Here is a 20,357-nt window from a genome sequence, read left to right on the forward strand (position 1 = left end):
CCTGCCCGGCGCCGGCTAACGATCTAGGAGAAGTCATGTTCGAGGGGTTTGGGCGTCTGCTGTACCGCAGGCGAAAGCCGGTGCTGATACTGACCATGCTGTTCGCCGTCCTGTCCGGGGCCTACGGTGCCGGAGTTTTCGGCTCCCTGACGCCGCTCGGCTTCCAGGACCCCGGCTCGGACAGCGTGCGCGCGGCCCACATCGCCGAGAAGGCGTTCCCCCAGCGGACACCCGACGCGGTGATCGTCTACCGCGACAAGGACCGCACCGTCGACGACCCGTCCTTCCAGCAGGCGGTCGTCAAGCAGTTGGAGTCCCTGCCGAAGTCGGAGGTGACCGGCTACCTGGACTTCTGGACCACCAGGATGCCGGCGCAGGTCAGCCACGACCGGCACGCCACCTACGTCGCCCTGAACCTCCACGGCAGCAGCGAGAAGGCCAAGGAGGACGCGTACAAGGCGGTCAAGGACAAGATCCCGGCACCCGGCCTTCAGACCCTGCAGGGCGGAACGGTGCCCACCGGCCACCAGGCGAGCGAGAAGATCGAACACGACCTGAGAACCGCGGAAATCATCTCGGCCCCCGTGCTCTTCCTGCTCCTGCTGGTCGTGTTCGGCGGTCTGACCGCGGCCTTCCTCCCGCTGCTCGTCGGCGTGCTCTCCATCCTCGGTTCGATGGCCGTCCTGCGGACCATCGCCAACATCACCGACGTGTCCGTGTTCTCCATGAGCCTGGTCACCATCCTGGGTCTCGCGGTCGCCATCGACTACGGCCTGCTGATCGTCAGCCGCTACCGCGAGGAACTGGCGGCCGGCTACACCGGCGAAGCGGCGATCGGGCGCACTCTCGCCACGGCCGGGCGCACCGTGATGGTCTCCGGCACCACGGTCGCGGCGGCGCTGGCCGGACTGACCCTCTTCCCGTCGACATTCCTGAAGTCGATGTCGTACGGCGGTGTGGCCGCGGTCCTGCTGGCGGTGCTCTTCTCACTGGTCGCGCTGCCCGCCCTGCTCGCCGTCATGGGACCGAAGGTCAACGCCTTCCCGCTGCGCCGCGAGAAGGCCGCGCGTTCGACAGCGGCGGGCGAGGGTGCCTGGTACCGGTTCGGGCACGGCCTGATGCGGCGGCGGTGGGTCGTGGTGGTGGGCGCGGTGGGCCTGCTGCTGACGCTCGCCCTGCCGTTCTCGAAGATCGAGTTCGGTTCCATCAACGCGCAGCAGCTGCGGAGCAGTTCCGAGGGCCGCCAGGTCTTCAACGCCATGGAGAACGACTTCGACGGCGACGCGGTGAAGTCCATCGACTCGCTGCTCGTGCTGAAGTCCGACGGGACCTCGAAGGAACAGGGCGCGGCGCTGAAGGCGTACGCCGAGCGGCTCGGCGCCACCGAGGGCGCCACGAGCGCCGGCATCACCGGAGTCGAGGGCACCACGGCCCGGGTGTCGGTCACCTACGACGGCAATCCCATCTCGACCGACGCGCGAGACCTGGTGAACCGGCTCAAGGACGTCCCCGAACCGCCGGGCGCCCGGGCGTACTTCGGCGGCGAGTCGGCGGTCTACGACGACACCCTGGACGCACTGGGCGAGACCCTGCCGTGGATGCTGCTCTACATCGCGGTGATGACGTACCTCCTGCTGTTCCTCGCGTTCGGCTCGGTGCTGCTGCCGCTGAAGGCCATCGCGATGAACATGCTGTCGCTGACCGCGACCTTCGGCGTCCTGGTCTGGATCTTCCAGGACGGCCATCTGCACAACCTGCTCGGCTTCGACCCGACCGGGAACATCGAACCCAACATGCCGATCATGCTGTTCGCGCTGATCTTCGGGCTCTCCATGGACTACGAGGTGTTCCTGGTGTCCCGGATGCGGGAGCAGTACGACAAGCAGGGCGACAGCACGGAGGCCGTGGCGACCGGGCTGCAGTCCATCGGCCGCCTGGTCGTGAGCGCCGCCCTGCTGATGTGCGTGCCGCTCGCGGCGATCGGGATGAGCGATGTGCTGACCATCAAGCTCTTCGGCGTCGGCATGGTGTTCGCGGTCCTGGTGGATGTGCTGGTGGTGCGCATCCTGCTGGGAACGGCCGTCATGAGGCTGCTGGGCAGGGCGGCCTGGTGGGCTCCGGGCCCACTCGCCCGCTTCTACGACCGGTTCGGAATCAAGGAGACCGACGTGCCGGAGGACACAGACGAGCGGGTCCCCGTAGCCACGAGCTGAACCCTCCCGAGAGGCCGAAGTGCCTTCAATTGCGGCACTTCGGCCCTCGCTGCCGTCGCGAGCGGGGGTGCTGGCGGTGCACTGCTGGAAACTCACTCCTCCGGATGCTCGCCCCGCCCGCACGCACGGCGATCATGGCGACGGTGGTTCGCGTCCTCCTGGGCCAGGCGCCGTAGCAGCCGGACGACCGGCTCGAAGAGCACGGTGAGGACCACCGCGCGCTCGGCGAGAGCGATGCGGTCCTCGATCCCCTCGAACTGCGCGAAGTCCAAATCGGCGGTGGAGGTGGCGAGCTGTGCGTAGGGGATGAGGTCGTCTGCCGTGTAGTCGGTGCCGAGGCGGCTCAGCGCGGCGAGACTTTCGGCGAGTGCGGGGCGGTGCGGTGACGCGTCGGAGATCCGCCAGCCCATGTTCTCGATGAGCGCCTCCACCCTCGCGGCGGCTCCGCCCGGTACAGCCTCGTCGGCGGCGCTCTCCGCTCCGGGACCGTCCTCGTTGTCCGCGCCGCTCTTCCCGTTCGTCTCCGCGGAGGGCACGGGCAGTGCGTGGTGGACGACGCCCAGGGTCTCGAACTCGTCCAGTGGACGGTCCACCGCATCGAGCACCTCACGGGTACGTGCGACGGACAGCCCGCCGAGCTGGATGAGAGAACGGATCAGACGGAGCCGCTGGATGTGCTCCTCGCCGTACTCGACCGTGGTCGGGTTCAGCGCGCGGCCCTCGGGCAGCAGCCCTTCCCGTCGGTAGTACTTGATGGTCGCCACCGGTACCCCGGACCGGCGACTGAGCTCTGAAATCCTCATGCGCTCCCTCACGCTCAACTGTCCCATCAGTATCGCGTTACCGGGGGTTGCCCCGACGGGATCGATAGTGCCACTATCAGGTACTCGGTAGTAACACTATCGAGTGCCCCTTCGGTGTGCCCCTTCCTCCGTGCGCTTGATACGACATGCGCTCGCGGAAGCCGCCTGCACCGCCACGGCCACACCCAGCCGTAGTTCTTCCCCCGCCCCGGGCCCCGGGCCAGTCGGTTCTGGGTCCGGTCGTCTCGTACGCCTAGACAACGGAGAACCACACCATGTCCCAGCGAATCGGCAAGACCCACTGGAAGCGCTTCGCCATCGGTGCGGTCCCGACGGTGGCCGCCACGGCGGCGGTCGCCGTCTCCATGGCCCAGGGCGCACTGGCCGCTTCGTTCAGCATCTCCGGTTCCGACTTCCAGGTCTCGGCCGGCAAGTTGAGCGGCACCGGATTCGGCAACTACGCCACGGTCGACGTCGCCAAGAACGGCAAGCACGTGCCCGTCTCCGTCTCGTCCATCAAGAACGCGACGATCACCGACATGTGCCAGTCCGTCCCGGTGGACATACCCGTCCTCGGGACCTACACCATGACGCTCAAGGCCGGCGGGGACGGTACGCCGGCCAAGGCCAAGGACCTGTACATCGACATGACCGATCTCCAGGCGAAGAAGGGCACCTTCACCAACGTCGACATCGGCGTCGCCACCGGTTCCATGACCAAGGGTCAGGTCAACCCGAAGGACCACGTCGATCCCAACGGCTACGCCCAGCAGGCGGACGCGGTCGAGATCATCGATGCCCACCAGAAGGTCTGGGCCACGACTGCGGGAACGTTCGAACTGGCGGGCCTGCACATGAACATCGCGGCCGGCCGCCACGACTGCTTCTGACCTCGCTCCCGCCCCCTCGTCTCCCGTGCGCGCAAGCGGCCGGCGACTGCCCAGGGGGCGGCAGCGCCCCACCGTCCTCGCGGACACCCTCACCCACTCACGACCTGGGAGCTGCCACATGACGAGTGCAGGTGCACCCGCGCATCCCCACAGTGACAGCGGCTTCATCCGCGCTCGCCGGGACTTCCGGGCCTGGCGGCGCACCCGCCCCTTCTGGGCGGGCCTGCTGGTGCTCCTTGCCGCTGCGCCCATCATCTACTTCCCGTACTTCAACCTTTCCCTGGGCGCCCTGTCCGTGGCGATGTCCACCACCGCGGGGGCCGGGTCCCTGGTCATCGGCCTGACTCTGATCGTCCTCGGCGGACTCCTCTGGTTCCAGCCGATCATCAGGTTCTTCGCCGGCTGCGTCGCGGTGTTCCTCGGCGTGCTGTCGCTTCCCATCTCCAACTTCGGCGGGTTCTTCGCCGGCACACTGCTCGCGGCGTCGGGCGGACTCCTGGCTCTGGCGTGGGGCCCGGTGGACGGGCACCCGGAGGACATACCCGACGGCGCCGAGGGGTCGTCAGCCGCCGTCAGCCGGGCGGGAGGACAGGGGCGTGAGTGACCAGTCGCCCGACACCCGCGGCGAGGCCGCAGCCCCCCGATTCGCTCGACCACCGAGGGGCCGGCACGCCGTCCCCCGTACGTCCGCTCTGACGCGTCTGCGTCTGCCGGTCGGGAGGGCTCTCGCGCTGACCGCGCTGCCGACCGCCCTCATCCTGGGAGGTCAACGCCTGCCCGAGTCCGCGGACCCGAGTGCCGCCGCGGCGCTCTCCGTTTCCGAAGGGGGGTCAGGCGCGCCTGGAACCAGCGGTGTCGATTGCGCCCGTCCCGACGGCACCTCAGCCTCTGCGACGAACGCTCCCGCAAACCCCACCCCTTCCGCTGATCCCCGCACGGCCGGCGCTCACCCGAGCGGGGAGCCCGTCGAGCCGCCGTCGCACACGGACGACGAGAGTGCGGGCCCGACCCCGGCACCGACCGCCACCGCGACCCCCTCGCCCAGCGCAACGTCCGTGACAACGAGCCTCGCGGACATCCTCGGTCCCCTCTTCCGCGACGACGCCGAGCAGCAAAGCCCGTCACCCGACGCGAGCCCCTCACCCCACGCGAGCCCTTCACCAAGCTCGGCAACTTCGAGGCCGGAGTCCGGAGCACCGCCCGAGCCCCGGCTGTCCACCACGCCCGTATCACCTGCTCCCAGCCACCGGACCGCCGAGCCGTCGCCCCGACCGGAGTCGCTCCAAGGAACTCCCCGCACCTGCGACATCAGTGACGTCAAGGCCCCCGAGGAACATGAGGCAGGCCGATTCTCCTCCGAGGCATGGAACATGAAGGGGAGCCGCCTCGAACTGCACGACCTCGTCTTCGGCGGCGTGGTGACCGTGGAGACAGCCGACGGGCCCAAGCGGGTGCTCAAGTTCACCGCGGCGGCGGTCACGATCCGCGACCTGAAGATGGCGGTACCCGTCGGCCCACAGATCCAGCACATCGACGGAGCGCCCGGTTCCACCTCCACGCTCCGGGGCGACGACATCACCATGTACGTCGAAAGCCTGACAGGCACCCTCTCCAGCATCGAAAACCTTCCCGCACCACCCGTCCTCCGCCTGCACCTCACCCCGGACACCATTCCGGAGTGGCTCTACGACACGGTCGGGAAGCTCGACCTCAAGCTCCAACTCGGCCTGGACGACGCCGACATCGACCAGGCCGGACAGACAGGCGGAAAACTCGCCATCCCGGGGATCCACGGGTACGGAACACCACGCTGAAGCCGGCCGCAAGCGGCTGTGGCTGGGTCGTGGTCTTGGATGACGACACCTGACCGCGGGGCTGTGTCGCGTGCACGGTGGTCTGCTGGTGCAGCGGCGAAAGCCACGGCCGTGGTCTGTTCGTCGGGGGCGGGTTTCGCAGGCGCGGCTCGAGGCGACGTCGCCTCGAAGACACGGGAGAGGCAATGCAGCCAGGGAAGATGGAGCGGGTCGATCTGGGTGAGGTGCCGTATGAGGTGGCGCAGGCCGACATGGCAGGTTGGGTGGCCGAGCGGAAGCAGGGGCGTACTGGGGATCGGCTGTTTCTGCTCACCCACCCTCCCGTGATCACCTACACGGCGCGGACGCCGGCCGACCAACTGCCGGTACCGGCTTCACCGATCAGCCTCGTCGAAGTCGACCGGGGAGGTCACGCCACCTGTCACGGGCCAGGGCAGCTGATCGGGTATCTCGTGCTGAACGTACGCGAGCTGGGACCGCGCGGCTTGATACGACGGATCGAACACGCTCTGATCCGTGCGCTGGGATCACTCGGGTTCGACGCGATACGCCGGGACACACCCCGAGGTGCCGAGAGTCTGGTCGGCGTGTGGACCCCCGGCCACCGCAAAATCGCCTCCATCGGCATGCGCATCAGCGGCGGCGTGACCAGCCATGGATTCGCGCTCAACGTCGACCCGGACCTCGACGTCTACACCACGTTCACGGCCTGCGCCCTGCCCGGTGTCCGGATGACCTCGTTGGCTCAACTCGCTGCCGAACTCGGTCGGCCCACCCCCACGGAGGCGCAGGTGAGGGATGCTGTAGCCGACGCCGTAACAGCCGAGCTGGCGCCGACGCGCACACCCTCCTGAGCCGGGGCAGGCGCTTGCGCGGTGGCCGCCGCTCAGTTTCGAGGCCATCATCCGGAGCCGGCAGGTCACCGGGAGCCGGTAACGGCGACTGCTGGGCGGGGCGGCCCCGATGGCCGTGTTCGGCGCGACGGACCCGCACCGCTCGCGCGACCTGGAGCGAGCCGCTCCACTCGCGGCTCGAAGCGACCCGATGACAGAGGTGGCGCCGGCGCGCGGCTTCCTGGCGCTGCTGGGACATGGGCCGGCGCCTCGACTTGGAATTTGTAAACTGATCGGTTTACGATGACCCTGAAACTGACCGGTTTCCTCAGTCGGAGTCCCGGCGGGGGTGCTGCACCCCCGGTTCCGCGCCGACGGCCGTGTGTACCGAGATCGAACGTCCGAGGGTCGCCGGACCGCAATGAAGCTGTCCGCCCTTCTCCGGATATGAGCGTGTTGTCCGAGACCGGAGTAAGTCATGAGTGGGATTCACCCGTTCCGCGTCCTGCGCGCCAAGCCTCTGTGGATAGCCAACGGCGTCATCACGGGCGTCCTCGCGCTGCTGTTCACCGTGTTCTACGTCGGGGCCAACGTCGATCCCGTCGACCACATGAAGAATCTGCCCGTCGGTCTGGTCAACGCCGACAAGGGTGCCGCTGTCGGTGACAAGCAGGTCAACCTGGGGGCTCGGCTCACCGAGTCGATCAAGAAGTCCACCGCGAGCGGGGGCAAGATCGACTGGAAGGTGATGGACGAGAAGGAGATGAAGGAGGAAATGGGCAAGGGCAAGCTGTACGGCGCGCTCGTCGTCCCCGCCGACTTCACCTCCGCCACCACCGCACTCACCGGCGCCGCGACCACCGGCGTCCCGACCCGTCCGACGCTGACGGTGCTGACCAACCAGTCCGCCGGCAGTGTGGGCTCCAGTCTGGCCCGGACTGCGACGACGCAGGCGGCCCAAAGCGCCTCGCTCCAGGTGGGCAAGGAGCTCACGTCCCAGGGCGGGACCGGACAGGCGAAGCTGCCCGTCGCGGCACGCGTCCTGCTGGCCGACCCGGCCGCCGTCACCGTCGAGGACGGCCATCCCCTCGACTCGCACAGCGGCCTGGGCCTGACGGCGTTCTACTACGCCCTCGTCCTCGTGGTCTGCGGGATGCTCTCCGCCAACGTCATCAGCGGCCAGGTGGACCACGCCCTCGGCTACACCCACAACGACATGGGTCCGCTGCGCCTGCACCGCCCGCTGATCCGGGCGACCCGGGTGCAGACCCTCGCCGTCAGCAGCACTCTCATGGCCGGGCTGTCGCTGCTGATGGGGAGCCTGGTCATGGTGGGCGCGGTCGGCCTCATGGGGATGCACGCCGCCCATCTGCCCCTGCTGTGGCTGTTCTCGGTGTGCGCCATCGCCGTCTCCGGGATCGGTGCGCTCACCCTGCTCGCCGTCTTCGGCACGCCCGGCATGCTGGTGGTCACTCTGGTCTTCATCGGGATGGCGGTACCGACGGCCAACGCCACCACGCCGATCCAGGCACTGCCCGGCTTCTACCGCTTCCTGGCGGAGTTCGAACCGCTGCGGCAGATCACCGGCGGCATCCGCTCGATCCTCTACTACGACGCCCAGGCCGACGCCGGCCTGACCCGGGGCTGGGCCATGATGGCCGTCGGCCTCGCGGCAGCCGCCCTCTTCGGCTTCGGCATGACCAACTGGTACGACCGCAAGGGGCTGCACCGCATCCCCGCCGAGACGAAGCCCGAGAAGACCGCTGCCCCGGCGTAGCGGAAGGCGGCTCACCCAGGACGGGGCCATTACTCGGAGTGGCCCCGGTGTGCGTCGCCCCCGTGGGGACGAGAGGCGCGTGCACCATCAGGGCTCGGCGACGGTCTCTCCTCCAAGACCGTCGCCGAGCCTCTGAGCGGCCCGCAGGCGCCCGCCCGGCGGCGGGGTCTCCCCGGCACCCCTTGGAAACCGATCGGTTTCTATTTCGTCCGATTCGAGTTAACCTCGCGGTATGACTACCGAAGTGAAGCAAAGCCCCCGGGAGCGGCTGCTGGAGGCCGCGGCCACGCTCACCTACCGCGACGGCGTCGGCATCGGCGTCGAGGCGCTGTGCAAGGCGGCGGGGGTGTCGAAGCGCTCCATGTACCAGCTGTTCGAGAGCAAGGACGAACTGCTGGCGGCGAGCCTGAAGGAGCGTGCCACTGCCTTCGTGGCGAGGGCCCTGCCCCCGGCGGATGATGGCCGTTCCCCCCGCGAGCGGATCCTGTACGTCTTCGAGCGGATGGAGTCGCAGGCGGGTGCGCCCGACTTCCAAGGCTGCCGGTACCTGGCTGTGCAGATCGAACTGAAGGACCAGAGCCACCCCGCGAGCCGGGTGGCCCACCAGATCAAAGCGGACCTGACGGCCTTTTTCCGTTCCGAGGCCGAACGGGGTGGGGCGAGCAACCCCGACCTGCTGGCCCGGCAGCTCATCCTGGTCTTCGACGGCGCCAGCGCCCGCGCGGGGATCGGCGCCGACAGTCTGACCGGGCTCATCGCGCCCACTGTGAGCACCCTGCTCGATGCGGCAGACATGCTCTGATCCGCCCCGTCTTCGAGCAGGGTCGGCGACCGAAGCGCTCTTTCGGGTTGACGCCCGACTCCGGCAGCCGGAGCAGCACCCATGGCCTCACGCCCCTGCTTCCCTGCAATCGGAGGGAAGCCCGATGGCCGTAGGAGTGTTGCCGAGCATGCCGCAAGCAAAGAAGCTTGTGGCCGCGTGAACCTCGGCACCCAGCGACAGGTGCACGGTTTCCCACAGTCTCATCCAGCCGGCCCGGACGAGCTCGCCCGTCTGGTCATCGCCCTCCGCCTCGGCGGCCGCGACGACGGCGTATCCCTGCATCCGCATCAGGAGCGTTTCGGGGCGCGCCGAGATCAGCCGCGCGTACGCGCCCGCCATGTCGCCCAGGGCCTGCTCGCCGCCCTCCATCCCCTCGGTCGCCCGCCCGAAAGCCAGGCGGGTGTCTTCCATGCTCCGCGCCAAGGCGGCGACGAAGATCGCCTTTTTGCCCGGGAAGAGCCGGAAGAGGTACGACTGCGTGACGCCGACGCGTTTGGCGATCGCCTCGGTGGAGGTGCCGTAGTAGCCCTGCTCCACCTCGACCCCGCGTGCCGTGGTCATCCGCCGCCCAACCCGACTTGCATGACAAAACCGATCGGTTTACGGTGGGTGAAACCGATCGGTTTTTCTCTTCGTGGAGGTAGTCATGACAGCGATCAAGGGCGCCAGCGTCTTCGTCACCGGAGGCAGCCGTGGCATCGGCAAGATGCTGGTCGAGGAGCTCTATGCGCGCGGGGCCGGCAAGGTCTACGCCACGGCCCGTGACCCGCGCACGGTGACTCACCCCGATGCCGTTCCGCTGGCGCTCGAGGCCACCGACCCGGCATCCGTGGCGGCGGCCGCCGAGCAGGCCCAGGACGTCACCATTCTGATCAACAACGCCGGCGCCTCCGTCCGCGCTTCGTACCTCAACTCCCCGATGGAGGACGTGCGCCGGGATCTGGAGACCAACTTCTACGGGCCACTGCTGGTCACCCGGGCCTTCGTGCCGGTCATCGAGCGCAACGGCGGGGGCCACATCCTCAACGCCCACTCCGCTCTGTCCTGGCTGGCCGACGGCACGCCCTACGGCGCCTCCAAGGCCGCTCTGTGGTCGCAGACCAACTCCCTGCGCCTGGAGCTGCAGCCGCGCGGCATCGCGGTGACCGGGCTCCACATGGCCTACGTGGACACCGACATGACGTCGGGTGTCGACGCGCCCAAGGCAGACCCTCGCGACATCGCCGTGGCCGCACTCGACGGCATCGAGGCGGGAGCGCACGAGGTGCTGGCCGACGACACCACCCGCTGGGTCAAGTCCCAACTGTCCGCCGACCTGGAAGCCATGTACGCGCAGCTGAAGAAGTGACACCACCCGCGTTTTCCAGAGAGCCCGGTGTGGACAGCTCGCCCACCCACCGGGACTCCCCCCACCAGACAGAGGACACATTGATGCCAGAGCGCAACCCCATCCTGATCACCGGTGCCGCCGGCGAAGTCGGCGGTGTGAGCCGGACGATGGTCGACATGCTGCTCGAACAAGGGCACCCGGTGCGCGCGTTCGTGCGCCAGGACGACGAACGCGCGCATGCGCTCCGCCAGGCCGGGGCCGAGGTCTTCGTCGGTGACCTGCTCACCATCGCCGACGTGAGCGCCGCGCTGAAGGGCGTCCGCCGCATCTACTTCAGCATGAGCCTGTCGCCGTACTACACCGACGCCGTCACCCTGATGGCCGCCGCGGCACGGGCCCAGGGCGACATCGAGGTCTTCGTCAACATCTCCGAGTACGAGCAGTCGTTCATGACGTTCGACAAGATGACCGCGCCGGAGGAGGAGCGGCGTGCGTGGCTCGGCGGACTCGTCGCCAACTGGTCGCCGCAGCAACGCGCCCACTGGGTCGCCGAGCAGGTGCTGGACTGGTCCGGCCTGCCGACCGTCAACATCCGGGCGGCCATGTTCGTCGAGAACCCCCTGATGACCTGGCTGGCGCTGGAGCCGCTGAGCAGGGGCGAACTGCGCCTGCCCTTCGGTGACCACCGGCTCGCGCCCATCGCGGGCTACGACGTGGCGGAGCTGTGCGTGAAGATCCTGGCCGACCCGGAGCCGCACATCTCGAAGTCCTACGACCTCAACGGCCCGGAGCTGAAGGACATGCACGGGTTCGCGGAGGACTACGCGGCCGTCCTGGGACGCGAGGTCACATACGTTCCCGAAGACGTCGAAACCTGGAACGAGACCTACGTCGACACCGCCCTGTCCGCGCTCCCGCACACCGCGGAGCACCTCAAGACCCTGACCCGGCTGAAGGGCGGCGGCGGCTACCGCGGCACCACCGACCAACTGGAAACCCTGCTCGGACGCCCGCCGAAGACCGTGCGGTGGGCGCTGGAGAACCACCCGCGGATCCGGAAGCTGGCGTCTGCCTGAACCGCTGTCCGGCACCCCGCCGGTTTCCCTCCCCGTCGAGTCGACGTGAATGGCCCCCGTCCCCGTCATCTTCTTCGCGGTCCTGCAAGAGCATCTCCGCCCATCCGACGCCGCCTCCTCCCTCCGTCATCCGGTCGGCTGCCCTCGCCAGCGAACCCGGGCCACCGGCCTCTCGGTTGTCGGACCGCGAGAGCGTCCAGGCACGTGATCATCAAGTCCGGGGCCGGCCTACGCGCCGACCACGCGCGGAGGGCGGGGTGCCTGACCGGACAGGTCGAGTCTCGAGAGCTGCGAACCGGAGGATCACCTCACGTTTTTGCTTGCTGGGTGTCGGTGTCCATGGATCCCAGCGTAGGAAAAGGAAGCGATCAGTGGGGGTCCCTGTCAGTACCCCTCACAGCACGGACTCCCACAGGGATCAACGACGCCGGGCTGACCCTGTCCGAACCGAGGGAGGCCGCGCCCATCACTGGCGTACCGCCACGACGCCGGCGCCGATCGACCTCATCGCGTCCGCGCCCCTCTCCCTCAGCTCCTGCCAACTACCACAGATGCGTACAGCTGCTAAGTCCTGCTTCGCGGTTGTTGCGCACGTACGCCGGCTGATCGTGCAGGCCCTCGACGATGCGCAGCACACTGGGCCGCACGGTGCCCTTCTTCGGGCGGCGCCCGCCTCTCCAATGCCGGATTCAACGCACCCCACGACGCGAAACTGCAGAGCGGAACCATCAACCTCGACGCCCTCACCGCGCGCCCCCGGCACCACTGAGCGCCCCGGGGAGCCCCAAGATCCGCCAAGCGGGCTCAAAGTCGACACGGAGGCGCTGACGTCCAGTTTGTTCGGGGGTCGGCGACACCGTCCCCCGAACCACAGGCCGATCACGGCCAAGTTCCGGGAGGAGGGAGTACGCGCCGAACTGGCCGCTGCAGGACTGGAGTTGACCCACTGGTGAACGGACGGCGCGGGCCGTTTCGCGCTGTCGCTGAGCACGGTGCGGTGAGCACGGTGCGGTGAGCACGGTGCGGTGAGCACGGTGCGGTGAGCACGGTGCGGTGAGCACGGTGCGGTGAGCACGGTGCGGTGAGCACGGTGCGGTGAAGAGGGCCGTACCGCGGTGCCGGGCGCGTAGGGCCGGCGGCCGTCAGAAGGTCACCGTCAGCGCCTCCGTGATCCGGCGGGCGGCGCGGCGGGCCCCGGTCGCCGGGTCGGAGCCGGTGAGCACCTTGGTCATGTAGTCCTTGATCGGGTTGTCCGCCTCGACGGCGGCCCACTCGGGTGTGCTGGGGGTCGCGCGGCCGTGCGCGGCCCCCGCCGCCATGGCCGCGACCCCCTCCTCGCCGGCGACGGCCTTCGCCAGCTTCGCCTTGTTCGGCACGTAGTTCATGGTGCGGGCCAGCTCGGTGTCCCACTTCGCGCCGGTCAGCGCGGCGACCACCGCGATGGCGCCCTCCCTGACGTCGGTGTTGCGGGGGACGACGAGGTCGGAGCCGCCGGTGAAGACGGCGCCGGGCGTGCCCGCGCTCTTGCCGGGCACGGGGAAGAATCCCAACTCCCCCTCCAGGGCGGGATTCTGCTGCACCACCGCCCGGGCCAGTCCGGGCACGGCCACGATCTGCGCCACCTTGCCCGCGGCGAACACTCCTGCCTGGGGCGGGTGTTCCTCGTCCGCCGCCACGGGGCCGTCGCCGAGCGACTGGAGCCGCCGGTAGAAGTCCATGCCGCGCAGGGCGGCCCGGGTGTCGAGGGCACCCTGCCAGCGGCCGCCGTTCTCGGTGGCGAGGTCGCCGCCCTCGTCCCAGATGAACCCGGCGAGCGTGTACCAGTCCTGCCCGGCCAGGTAGATGCCCTGGTTCCCGCCCGTGTTCAGCTTCCCGGTGGCGGTCAGCCACTCGGCGCGGGTGCGGGGCGGGGACGCCGGCCTGCTCGAAGAGGTCCTTGCGGTAGATCACGACGCGGTTCGCCGCGTACCAGGGGATGCCGTACTGATGGAAGCGCTGCTGCCCCGGTTCGCTGAGGCCGGGCAGCCAGTCGTCCCGGCCCCACTTCGCGGCGGACTCCAGGGTCAGGTCGAGCAGTCCGCGGCCCTCGATGTACTGCGGCACCTGGGTGTTCCCGACCTCGATGACGTCAGGTCCGTTCCCGTCCCTGTTCCCGTTCCCGTCCTCGTCCCCGCCCTCGGCCTTCAGCGCGGCCTGCACCTTGCCGCCGATGCCGGTCCACTCCTGGATGCGGATGTCGAGGTCGAGGTCCGGGTGGCCGTCTTCGAAGTCCTCGGTGAACCGGTCCAGGAAGTCCTGCGAGGCGCTGTCCTTCATCAGCCACACCGTGACCGTCCGGCGATCGGGTCCCCCTGTCCCCGGCAGCACGCCACAGGCGGTCAGGAGGGAGGCGGACACACAGAGGAGGGCGAGGAGGCGACGTCTCACGGGGGTCCTGTTCTGCCCGGTGGACAGGGGCGAGGGGCCCGACGTGGGGGACGAGCGCGGCGCTCGAACGGGTGTCCCGGATTTTGGTATGGACCAATACGGGGGGTCAAGAGGGGCAGGGCGGAACGACCCCGTCCGGCCCGACGCCTCGCGCTCCGCCGCAGCTTGGGGCACGGTGGAGTGACGCGTGACACACGTGACGAGGCCCGTCACGGTCGAGAGGAGCACCCTGATGTCGAAACACACCTACCGGGTCACGGAGATCGTCGGCACCTCACCGGAGGGCGTCGACGACGCCGTCCGCAACGGCATCACCCGCGCCTCCCGGACCCTGCGCAATCTGGACTGGTTCGAGGTGACCCAGGTGCGCGGCCAGATCGAGAACGGCGACATCGCGCACTGGCAGGTGGGTCTCAAGGTCGGCTTCCGCCTGGACGAGTCGGACTGACGGCCCCCCACCCCATGTGCGGGGCCGGGCCTTTCCGTACGGCCGACCCTCGGGTACGGGGTGCGACCGGCCCTGGACACGCCGCACATCCGCCTCCCCTCGGACGGCCTCCCTCCGGTACGACCGCCCTCAGGTACGCCCCTCGCCCTCCTGCGCCTGCTTCAGCGCGCCCGAGGGAGCGGTCCAGCGCGCCACGACCACGGTGAAGCCGGCCCGTTCGGCGTCGGCGCACACCAGCTCGTCGTCGTCCACCAGCACGCGCACCTGTCGGTCGCGGGCCAGTCGGCGCAGAGTCTCCAGCTTGGTGCGCCGGGCGGGCCTGCGGTCGTCGTCGCGCCGCATGTGGAGGCGCCCCTCCGGCAGCCCCTGCGCGGCGAGCCACTCCAGCGTGTCCCGTCGGCAGCGCTCGGGCCGGCCGGTGAGGTAGACGATCTCGCAGTCCTCGGCTCTGGCCAGCACCAGCGCGATGCCCTCCGGGAGCGGCGGGTCCTGCGGCGCGGCCGCGAAGAACGCGTCCCAGTCGCGCGGACTGCGCTCCAGGAACCGCTGCCGGTGGGCCGTGTCGGCGAGGGTGTTGTCCAGGTCGAAGACGGCGACGGGCCGCTTGCTGCTGTCGGTCACGCCCTCCACCCTAGACAGACCGCGGCGCCCGGCGGCATTTTCCGGCTCGGCGGGTGATCCCCGGCACGGCAGGGTGCCGTGCGGAATCCAGCGGACCGTGCGGTGTTGAACCCTGTATGAGCTCCGCGATCGCCTCGGCCCGCTTCTCCGTCCTCGACCGCTCGCGCACGCGCGAGGGCCACACCGGCGCCGAGGCGCTCCGGGACACCGTGCGCCTGGCGCGGGAAACGGAGGCACTGGGCTACCACCGGTTCTGGGTCTCGGAGCACCACGGGGTGCCCGGGGTGGCCGGTTCCGCGCCCACCGTGCTGGCCGCCGCCGTGGCCGGCGCGACGGACCGGATACGGGTCGGCACCGGCGGGGTGATGCTGCCCAACCACCGGCCCCTGGTCGTGGCCGAGCAGTTCGGCGTACTGGAATCCCTGTTCCCGGGGCGCGTCGACATGGGCCTGGGACGCTCGGTGGGCTTCACCGACGGGGTGCGCAGGGCGCTGGGCCGGGACAAGGACGACGCGGACGACTTCGCTGAGCAGCTCCAGGAACTGCTCGGCTGGTTCCTCGGGAGCTCTCCCACGGGGGTGCACGCGCGGCCCTCGGAGGGGCTGACCGTGCCGCCGTTCGTGCTGGCCATGGGCGAGGGCGCGGAGATCGCCGCCCGCGCGGGCCTGCCCATGGTCATCGGCGACCTCCGCGACCGCGCGAGGATGCGACGCGGCATCGACCGCTACCGGGACCGCTTCCGGCCCTCCCCCTGGGCGGCGGAACCCTACGTCGTCATCTCCGGGACGGTCGCCGTGGCCCCGACGCCCGAGGCGGCACGACGGCTCCTGGTCCCGGAGGCCTGGTCGATGGCGTACTCACGCACCCACGGCACCTTCCCCCCGCTGCCGGCCGCCGAGGAGGCCGAGGTCCGCGCGATGACCGCGAAGGAGCGCGGCTTCTACGAGTCCGGCCTCACCGGCCACCTCGCGGGCACCGAGGAGCAGGTCGCGGACGAGCTGGAGACGGTGCTGAAGGAGACGGGGGCGCAGGAGGTCCTGGTCACCACCAGCACGTACGACCGGGCCGCGCTGCTGGACTCCTACCGCCGGCTGGCCGGGATCGTGCGCGCGGAGCGGAGCGGCGGCTGACAGCCGGTCCCCCGAGCCGGTCACCGCACCCGCCGGCGAGCGGCTCCCGCGCCGGTCACCGTACCTGCTCCCGAGCGGCTCCCGCGCCGGTCACCGCACCGCCGGCGAGCCGGTCACCGCGCGTCGGACGTCCCCCGCGCATAGGATTGCGGGGTTTGTCCCGCCCGCCGGGCGGGTGTGTCCCGCCCGGCGCCGGCCGCGCACCGAAGATCCGTACGGAGTTCCTCCCATGCCGAGCCCACACGAGCCGCACGGCGGCGAGCCGTCCACGCGGGACGGGTACATCCGGGTCCGGGGAGCCCGCGAGCACAACCTCCGGGGCGTGGACGTCGACATCCCGCGCGACGTGGTGGCCGTGTTCACCGGCGTGTCCGGCTCCGGGAAGTCGTCGCTGGCGTTCGGGACGGTCTACGCGGAGGCCCAGCGCCGCTACTTCGAGTCGGTCGCGCCGTACGCACGCCGGCTGATCCACCAGGTCGGCGCACCGAAGGTCGGTGAGATCACCGGGCTGCCTCCGGCGGTCTCCCTGCAGCAACGCCGCTCGGGGCCCACCTCACGCTCGTCGGTGGGCACGGTCACGAACCTGTCGAACTCGCTGCGGATGCTCTTCTCCCGCGCGGGCGACTACCCGCCGGGCGCGGAACGCCTCGACTCGGACGCCTTCTCCCCCAACACGGCGGCCGGGGCCTGCCCCGAGTGCCACGGCCTGGGCGAGGTGCACCGCACCACCGAGGAGTCGCTGGTACCGGACCCCTCGCTGTCCGTCCGCGAGGGCGCGATCGCCGCCTGGCCGGGCGCCTGGCAGGGCAAGAACCTGCGGGACATCCTCGACGCGCTCGGCCACGACGTCGACGTCCCGTGGCGCGAGCTGCCCTCCGAGCAGCGGCGGTGGATCCTGTTCACGGACGAGCAGCCGGTGGTGACGGTCCACCCGGTGCGGGACGCCGACCGTATTCAACGCCCCTACCAGGGCACGTACATGAGCGCCCACCGCTATGTGATGAAGACCTTCGCGGACTCCCGGAGCCCGGCCCTGCGGGCCAGGGCGGAACGCTTCCTCACTGCCACGCCCTGCCCGGCGTGCGGTGGCGGCAGGCTGCGGCCCGAAGCGCTCGCCGTGACCTTCGCGGGCCGCACGATCGCGGAACTGGCCGCGCTGCCGCTGGTGGAACTGGCCCAGCTCCTCGACGCGACCTCCGAGACGTCCCGCGTCCTCACCGAGGACCTCAAGTCCCGTATCGCTCCCGTCCTCGAACTCGGCCTCGGCTATCTCGGCCTGGACCGAGCCACCCCCACCCTGTCGGCCGGCGAGCTGCAACGGCTGCGGCTCGCGACCCAGCTGCGCTCCGGGCTGTTCGGGGTGGTGTACGTCCTCGACGAGCCGTCGGCGGGACTGCACCCGGCGGACACGGAGGCGCTGCTCACGGTGCTGGAGCGGCTGAAGGCGGCGGGCAACTCGGTGTTCGTGGTGGAACACCAGCTGGACGTGATGCGCGCCGCCGACTGGCTGGTGGACGTGGGCCCACGGGCGGGCGAGCACGGCGGGCGGGTGCTGCACAGCGGCCCGGTGGCGGATCTGGCGTCGGTGCCGGAGTCGGCGACGGCGCGCTTCCTGTTCGACCGCTCTCCGGCGCCCACCCGCGAAGTCCGTGCCGCCAGGGGCCGGTTGACGGTGGGTCCGGTGACCCGGCACAACCTGCGCGGGGTGACCGCGGAGTTCGGGCTGGGCGTGTTCACGGCGGTGACCGGCGTGTCGGGGTCGGGAAAGTCGACGCTCATCGGCGAGATCACGGACGACCTGCCCGGCGTGGGCCGGCTGGTCTCGGTCGACCAGAAGCCGATCGGCCGCACCCCGCGCTCGAACCTGGCGACGTACACGGGCCTGTTCGACGTGGTCCGCAAGGTCTTCGCGGCGACGGACGCGGCCCGGGCCAGGGGCTACGGCGCCGGCCGCTTCTCCTTCAACGTGGCCGGAGGGCGCTGCGAGACGTGTCAGGGGGAGGGGTTCGTGAGCGTCGAACTCCTCTTCCTGCCCAGTACGTACGCGCCGTGTCCGGAGTGCGGCGGGGCCCGCTACAACCCCGGGACACTCGAAGTGTCCTACCGGGACCGGAACATCGCGCAGGTGCTGGACCTGACGGTGGAGTCGGCGGCGGACTTCTTCGCCGATGTCCCGGCCGTCTCCCGCGCTCTGGCCACCCTCCTCGACGTTGGCCTCGGCTATCTCCGGCTCGGCCAGCCGGCGACGGAACTCTCCGGCGGCGAGGCCCAGCGCATCAAGCTGGCGGCCGAGTTGCAGCGCGGCCGCCGCGGCCACACGCTCTACCTCCTCGACGAGCCGACGACCGGGCTGCACCCGGCCGACGTCGAGGTGCTCATGCGCCAGCTGCACGGTCTGGTCGACGCGGGGCACACGGTGATCGTCGTCGAGCACGACATGTCCGTGGTGGCGGGCGCGGACCGGGTGATCGACCTCGGGCCCGGCGGCGGCGACGCGGGCGGCCGGGTCGTGGCGACGGGAACGCCGCAGGAGGTGGCGGGAGCGGAAGGAAGCGCGACGGCTCCGTATCTGCGCAGGGCGCTGGGCTCTCTGTGCTAGCTAGCTTCGCTGCTCCCGCCAGGCCCGGTAGTGGTCCACCAGGGTCTCCTCGATCGGGCGGTAGGTGAGGCCCAGTTCCTCGGTGCTTCTCCGGTTGTCGACGCGGAAGCGGATACCGAGGTGGTTGCGGATGTACTCCTGCGAGAGTCCGAAGGCGGGGCCGAGGATCCGGACCGGCCAGTGCGGGAGGGCGGTCCTGGGCAGACGCCGGTTCTTCGGGTGGTGCTTCAGCAGGGCTCTCGACATCTGGTGGAAGGAGGTCATCTCCGGCGCGGCGACGATGTAGCGGCCGTGCGCCTCGGGGTGTTCCGCCGCCGCTATGTGGGCCGCCGCGACGTCGCGTACGTCGGCCGTGGTGAAGCTGAAGTCCGGGGCGCCGTAGAAGAAGTACCCCTTGAAGAGCTCGTCCAGGAGGAACAGGCTGCCCGAGTCCGAGGCGGGGGTGAGGGAGGGGCCCAGGATCAGGCCGGGGTTGACGGAGACCATGCGCCAGCGGCTCTGCGCGGCCTCCGCCTCCCAGGCGGCCCGCTCGGCCACCGTCTTGGCGTAGTGGTACGGGTTGTTCTCCACCGTGCTGGTGGTGTTGAAGTACTTCTCCGACAGGGTCCGGTCGTCCATCTCCCGTACGTCGGCGTAGTCGCCGAAGATCGCGCCCACCGTGGAGGTGAGGACGAGACGCTCGACGGTCCCGGTGCGCTCGACCGCCGCCAGGATGTTGCGGGTGCCCGTCAGGGCCGGTTCCACCATGTCCCGTCGGCCGTCCTTGATCTTCTCCGGCATCAGGAAAGGGGAGGCCACGTGGAAGACCACCGCGCACCCCTTCATGGCCTCGTCGAACGAACCCTCCGTCAGGAGGTCCGCCTCGAAGAGGTCCAGACGGCCGGGATGGGCGTCCCGCAGGGCGCGCAGTGGCCGGAGCTTGGCGGTGTCGGCCGTGCCGCGCACGGTGGTGCGCACGTGGTAGCCGCGCTCGAGGAGCTGCCGTACGAGATGGGCGGCCACGAAGCCGCTGCCCCCCGTCACGAGTACGGTCCGGCCTGCCGGGCTTCCGTTCACGCACGCTCCCCTCAGAGGTCGGGGCGTCATGATCCCATCACCACGCCCCGACGGCCCCCCGTCCGCCGGGAATTGATCCGGCACGGGTCCCCGCACCGGCCGGCCGCTCGACTCCCGGGGCCACACCGTTGCGATGGCCCGCCGCCCCGGCCGGGTCTCCGGGCCGACCGCCCGGTGCGATGACTCGCGGCTCCTGTGCCGCCCCCCGCAACCGGACCCCGGCGACCGCAGCCGGCCCCCCGCCACCGGGCTGGCCGCCCGACGCGAGCCCGGACCGCACCTCAGCCTCGGCCACCACCACAGCCGACACCCCGCGCTCAGGATGACCGCCCGGCACAAGCCCGGGCAGCACGTCCACCGCAGCCGACGCCCCACAACCGGGACGGCCGCCCGGCGCGAGCCCGGACCGCACCTCGGCCTCCGCCACCACCACAGCCGACACCCCGCGCTCAGGATGACCGCCCGGCACAAGCCCGGGCAGCACGTCCACCGCAGCCGACGCCCCACAACCGGGACG

Annotated in this window: 16 protein-coding genes and 1 pseudogene; 12 read left to right on the top strand and 5 right to left on the bottom strand. The window is 70.3% G+C overall.

What is annotated here, in order from left to right:
* The first annotated feature begins 35 nt into the window (after positions 1-35).
* The gene (locus ACFWBB_RS14680) at positions 36-2,213 is read left to right on the top strand and encodes an MMPL family transporter (protein WP_385270927.1); all 2,178 of its coding nucleotides are present in this window, start codon (positions 36-38) and stop codon (positions 2,211-2,213) included.
* A gap of 92 nt (positions 2,214-2,305) precedes the next feature.
* Here the strand turns inward: ACFWBB_RS14680 and ACFWBB_RS14685 are convergent, their stop codons facing one another.
* The gene (locus ACFWBB_RS14685) at positions 2,306-3,016 is read right to left on the bottom strand and encodes a MerR family transcriptional regulator (RefSeq protein WP_385270930.1); all 711 of its coding nucleotides are present in this window, start codon (positions 3,014-3,016) and stop codon (positions 2,306-2,308) included.
* 275 nt (positions 3,017-3,291) lie between these two features.
* Between ACFWBB_RS14685 and ACFWBB_RS14690 the strand changes: the two genes are divergently transcribed.
* The 6 genes from ACFWBB_RS14690 (at position 3,292) to ACFWBB_RS14715 (ending at position 9,132) form a co-directional block, all read left to right on the top strand.
* The gene (locus tag ACFWBB_RS14690; RefSeq protein ID WP_266393698.1) at positions 3,292-3,906 is read left to right on the top strand and encodes a DUF6230 family protein; all 615 of its coding nucleotides are present in this window, start codon (positions 3,292-3,294) and stop codon (positions 3,904-3,906) included.
* A gap of 118 nt (positions 3,907-4,024) precedes the next feature.
* On the top strand, positions 4,025-4,510 hold the full coding sequence (locus ACFWBB_RS14695) for a DUF6114 domain-containing protein (protein ID WP_385270933.1): 486 nt from the start codon (positions 4,025-4,027) through the stop codon (positions 4,508-4,510).
* A gap of 766 nt (positions 4,511-5,276) precedes the next feature.
* A complete protein-coding gene (locus tag ACFWBB_RS14700; RefSeq protein ID WP_385270936.1) occupies positions 5,277-5,720 on the top strand; it encodes a hypothetical protein in 444 nt (147 codons plus the stop codon).
* Between the two features lie 185 nt (positions 5,721-5,905).
* Entirely contained in the window at positions 5,906-6,574 is a 669-nt protein-coding gene (lipB, locus tag ACFWBB_RS14705) for a lipoyl(octanoyl) transferase LipB (RefSeq protein WP_385270939.1), read from the top strand.
* 457 nt (positions 6,575-7,031) lie between these two features.
* Positions 7,032-8,330: an SNG1 family protein gene (locus ACFWBB_RS14710; protein WP_385270942.1), complete on the top strand. Its 1,299-nt coding sequence runs from the start codon at positions 7,032-7,034 to the stop codon at positions 8,328-8,330.
* A gap of 232 nt (positions 8,331-8,562) precedes the next feature.
* A complete protein-coding gene (locus ACFWBB_RS14715) occupies positions 8,563-9,132 on the top strand; it encodes a TetR/AcrR family transcriptional regulator (RefSeq protein ID WP_385270945.1) in 570 nt (189 codons plus the stop codon).
* 87 nt (positions 9,133-9,219) lie between these two features.
* On the opposite strand, the gene ACFWBB_RS14720 is transcribed toward ACFWBB_RS14715, so the two are convergent.
* On the bottom strand, positions 9,220-9,714 hold the full coding sequence (locus ACFWBB_RS14720) for a TetR/AcrR family transcriptional regulator (protein WP_385270948.1): 495 nt from the start codon (positions 9,712-9,714) through the stop codon (positions 9,220-9,222).
* 85 nt (positions 9,715-9,799) lie between these two features.
* Here ACFWBB_RS14720 and ACFWBB_RS14725 point away from each other — a divergent pair, with 85 nt between their 5' ends.
* Together ACFWBB_RS14725 and ACFWBB_RS14730 are read left to right on the top strand one after the other, a co-directional pair.
* Positions 9,800-10,501, top strand: coding sequence for an SDR family oxidoreductase (locus ACFWBB_RS14725; RefSeq protein WP_385270951.1), 702 nt, complete (start codon positions 9,800-9,802; stop codon positions 10,499-10,501).
* Between the two features lie 83 nt (positions 10,502-10,584).
* The gene (locus ACFWBB_RS14730; protein WP_385270954.1) at positions 10,585-11,559 is read left to right on the top strand and encodes an NmrA family NAD(P)-binding protein; all 975 of its coding nucleotides are present in this window, start codon (positions 10,585-10,587) and stop codon (positions 11,557-11,559) included.
* 1,142 nt (positions 11,560-12,701) lie between these two features.
* On the opposite strand, the pseudogene ACFWBB_RS14735 reads toward ACFWBB_RS14730, so the two are convergent.
* A pseudogene (locus tag ACFWBB_RS14735) lies at positions 12,702-13,875 on the bottom strand (extracellular solute-binding protein).
* 343 nt (positions 13,876-14,218) lie between these two features.
* Here ACFWBB_RS14735 and ACFWBB_RS14740 point away from each other — a divergent pair.
* The gene (locus ACFWBB_RS14740) at positions 14,219-14,434 is read left to right on the top strand and encodes a dodecin (protein WP_385270957.1); all 216 of its coding nucleotides are present in this window, start codon (positions 14,219-14,221) and stop codon (positions 14,432-14,434) included.
* Between the two features lie 129 nt (positions 14,435-14,563).
* Here the strand turns inward: ACFWBB_RS14740 and ACFWBB_RS14745 are convergent, their stop codons facing one another.
* A complete protein-coding gene (locus tag ACFWBB_RS14745) occupies positions 14,564-15,055 on the bottom strand; it encodes an HAD family acid phosphatase (RefSeq protein WP_385270960.1) in 492 nt (163 codons plus the stop codon).
* Between the two features lie 116 nt (positions 15,056-15,171).
* Here ACFWBB_RS14745 and ACFWBB_RS14750 point away from each other — a divergent pair, with 116 nt between their 5' ends.
* Positions 15,172-16,185, top strand: coding sequence for an LLM class flavin-dependent oxidoreductase (locus ACFWBB_RS14750; protein WP_385270963.1), 1,014 nt, complete (start codon positions 15,172-15,174; stop codon positions 16,183-16,185).
* Between the two features lie 229 nt (positions 16,186-16,414).
* Positions 16,415-18,784, top strand: a complete 2,370-nt coding sequence (locus ACFWBB_RS14755) for an ATP-binding cassette domain-containing protein (RefSeq protein WP_385270966.1) — start codon at positions 16,415-16,417, stop codon at positions 18,782-18,784.
* On the opposite strand, the gene ACFWBB_RS14760 is transcribed toward ACFWBB_RS14755, so the two are convergent.
* Entirely contained in the window at positions 18,785-19,840 is a 1,056-nt protein-coding gene (locus tag ACFWBB_RS14760; RefSeq protein WP_385270969.1) for an NAD-dependent epimerase/dehydratase family protein, read from the bottom strand.
* Positions 19,841-20,357 lie beyond the last annotated feature (517 nt).

It is taken from the genome of Streptomyces sp. NPDC060000 (assembly GCF_042737375.1).
In the GTDB taxonomy this organism is placed as follows: Bacteria; Actinomycetota; Actinomycetes; order Streptomycetales; family Streptomycetaceae; genus Streptomyces.

Excerpts from the sequence above, each read along its gene's own strand:
- ACFWBB_RS14680 (WP_385270927.1), top strand. The coding sequence starts at position 36 with ATGTTCGAGGGGTTTGGGCGTCTGCTGTACCGCAGGCGAAAGCCGGTG.
- ACFWBB_RS14685 (WP_385270930.1), bottom strand. The coding sequence starts at position 3,016 with ATGAGGATTTCAGAGCTCAGTCGCCGGTCCGGGGTACCGGTGGCGACC.
- ACFWBB_RS14690 (WP_266393698.1), top strand. The coding sequence starts at position 3,292 with ATGTCCCAGCGAATCGGCAAGACCCACTGGAAGCGCTTCGCCATCGGT.
- ACFWBB_RS14695 (WP_385270933.1), top strand. The coding sequence starts at position 4,025 with ATGACGAGTGCAGGTGCACCCGCGCATCCCCACAGTGACAGCGGCTTC.
- ACFWBB_RS14700 (WP_385270936.1), top strand. The coding sequence starts at position 5,277 with ATGAAGGGGAGCCGCCTCGAACTGCACGACCTCGTCTTCGGCGGCGTG.
- lipB (WP_385270939.1), top strand. The coding sequence starts at position 5,906 with ATGCAGCCAGGGAAGATGGAGCGGGTCGATCTGGGTGAGGTGCCGTAT.
- ACFWBB_RS14710 (WP_385270942.1), top strand. The coding sequence starts at position 7,032 with ATGAGTGGGATTCACCCGTTCCGCGTCCTGCGCGCCAAGCCTCTGTGG.
- ACFWBB_RS14715 (WP_385270945.1), top strand. The coding sequence starts at position 8,563 with ATGACTACCGAAGTGAAGCAAAGCCCCCGGGAGCGGCTGCTGGAGGCC.
- ACFWBB_RS14720 (WP_385270948.1), bottom strand. The coding sequence starts at position 9,714 with ATGACCACGGCACGCGGGGTCGAGGTGGAGCAGGGCTACTACGGCACC.
- ACFWBB_RS14725 (WP_385270951.1), top strand. The coding sequence starts at position 9,800 with ATGACAGCGATCAAGGGCGCCAGCGTCTTCGTCACCGGAGGCAGCCGT.
- ACFWBB_RS14730 (WP_385270954.1), top strand. The coding sequence starts at position 10,585 with ATGCCAGAGCGCAACCCCATCCTGATCACCGGTGCCGCCGGCGAAGTC.
- ACFWBB_RS14740 (WP_385270957.1), top strand. The coding sequence starts at position 14,219 with ATGTCGAAACACACCTACCGGGTCACGGAGATCGTCGGCACCTCACCG.
- ACFWBB_RS14750 (WP_385270963.1), top strand. The coding sequence starts at position 15,172 with ATGAGCTCCGCGATCGCCTCGGCCCGCTTCTCCGTCCTCGACCGCTCG.
- ACFWBB_RS14755 (WP_385270966.1), top strand. The coding sequence starts at position 16,415 with ATGCCGAGCCCACACGAGCCGCACGGCGGCGAGCCGTCCACGCGGGAC.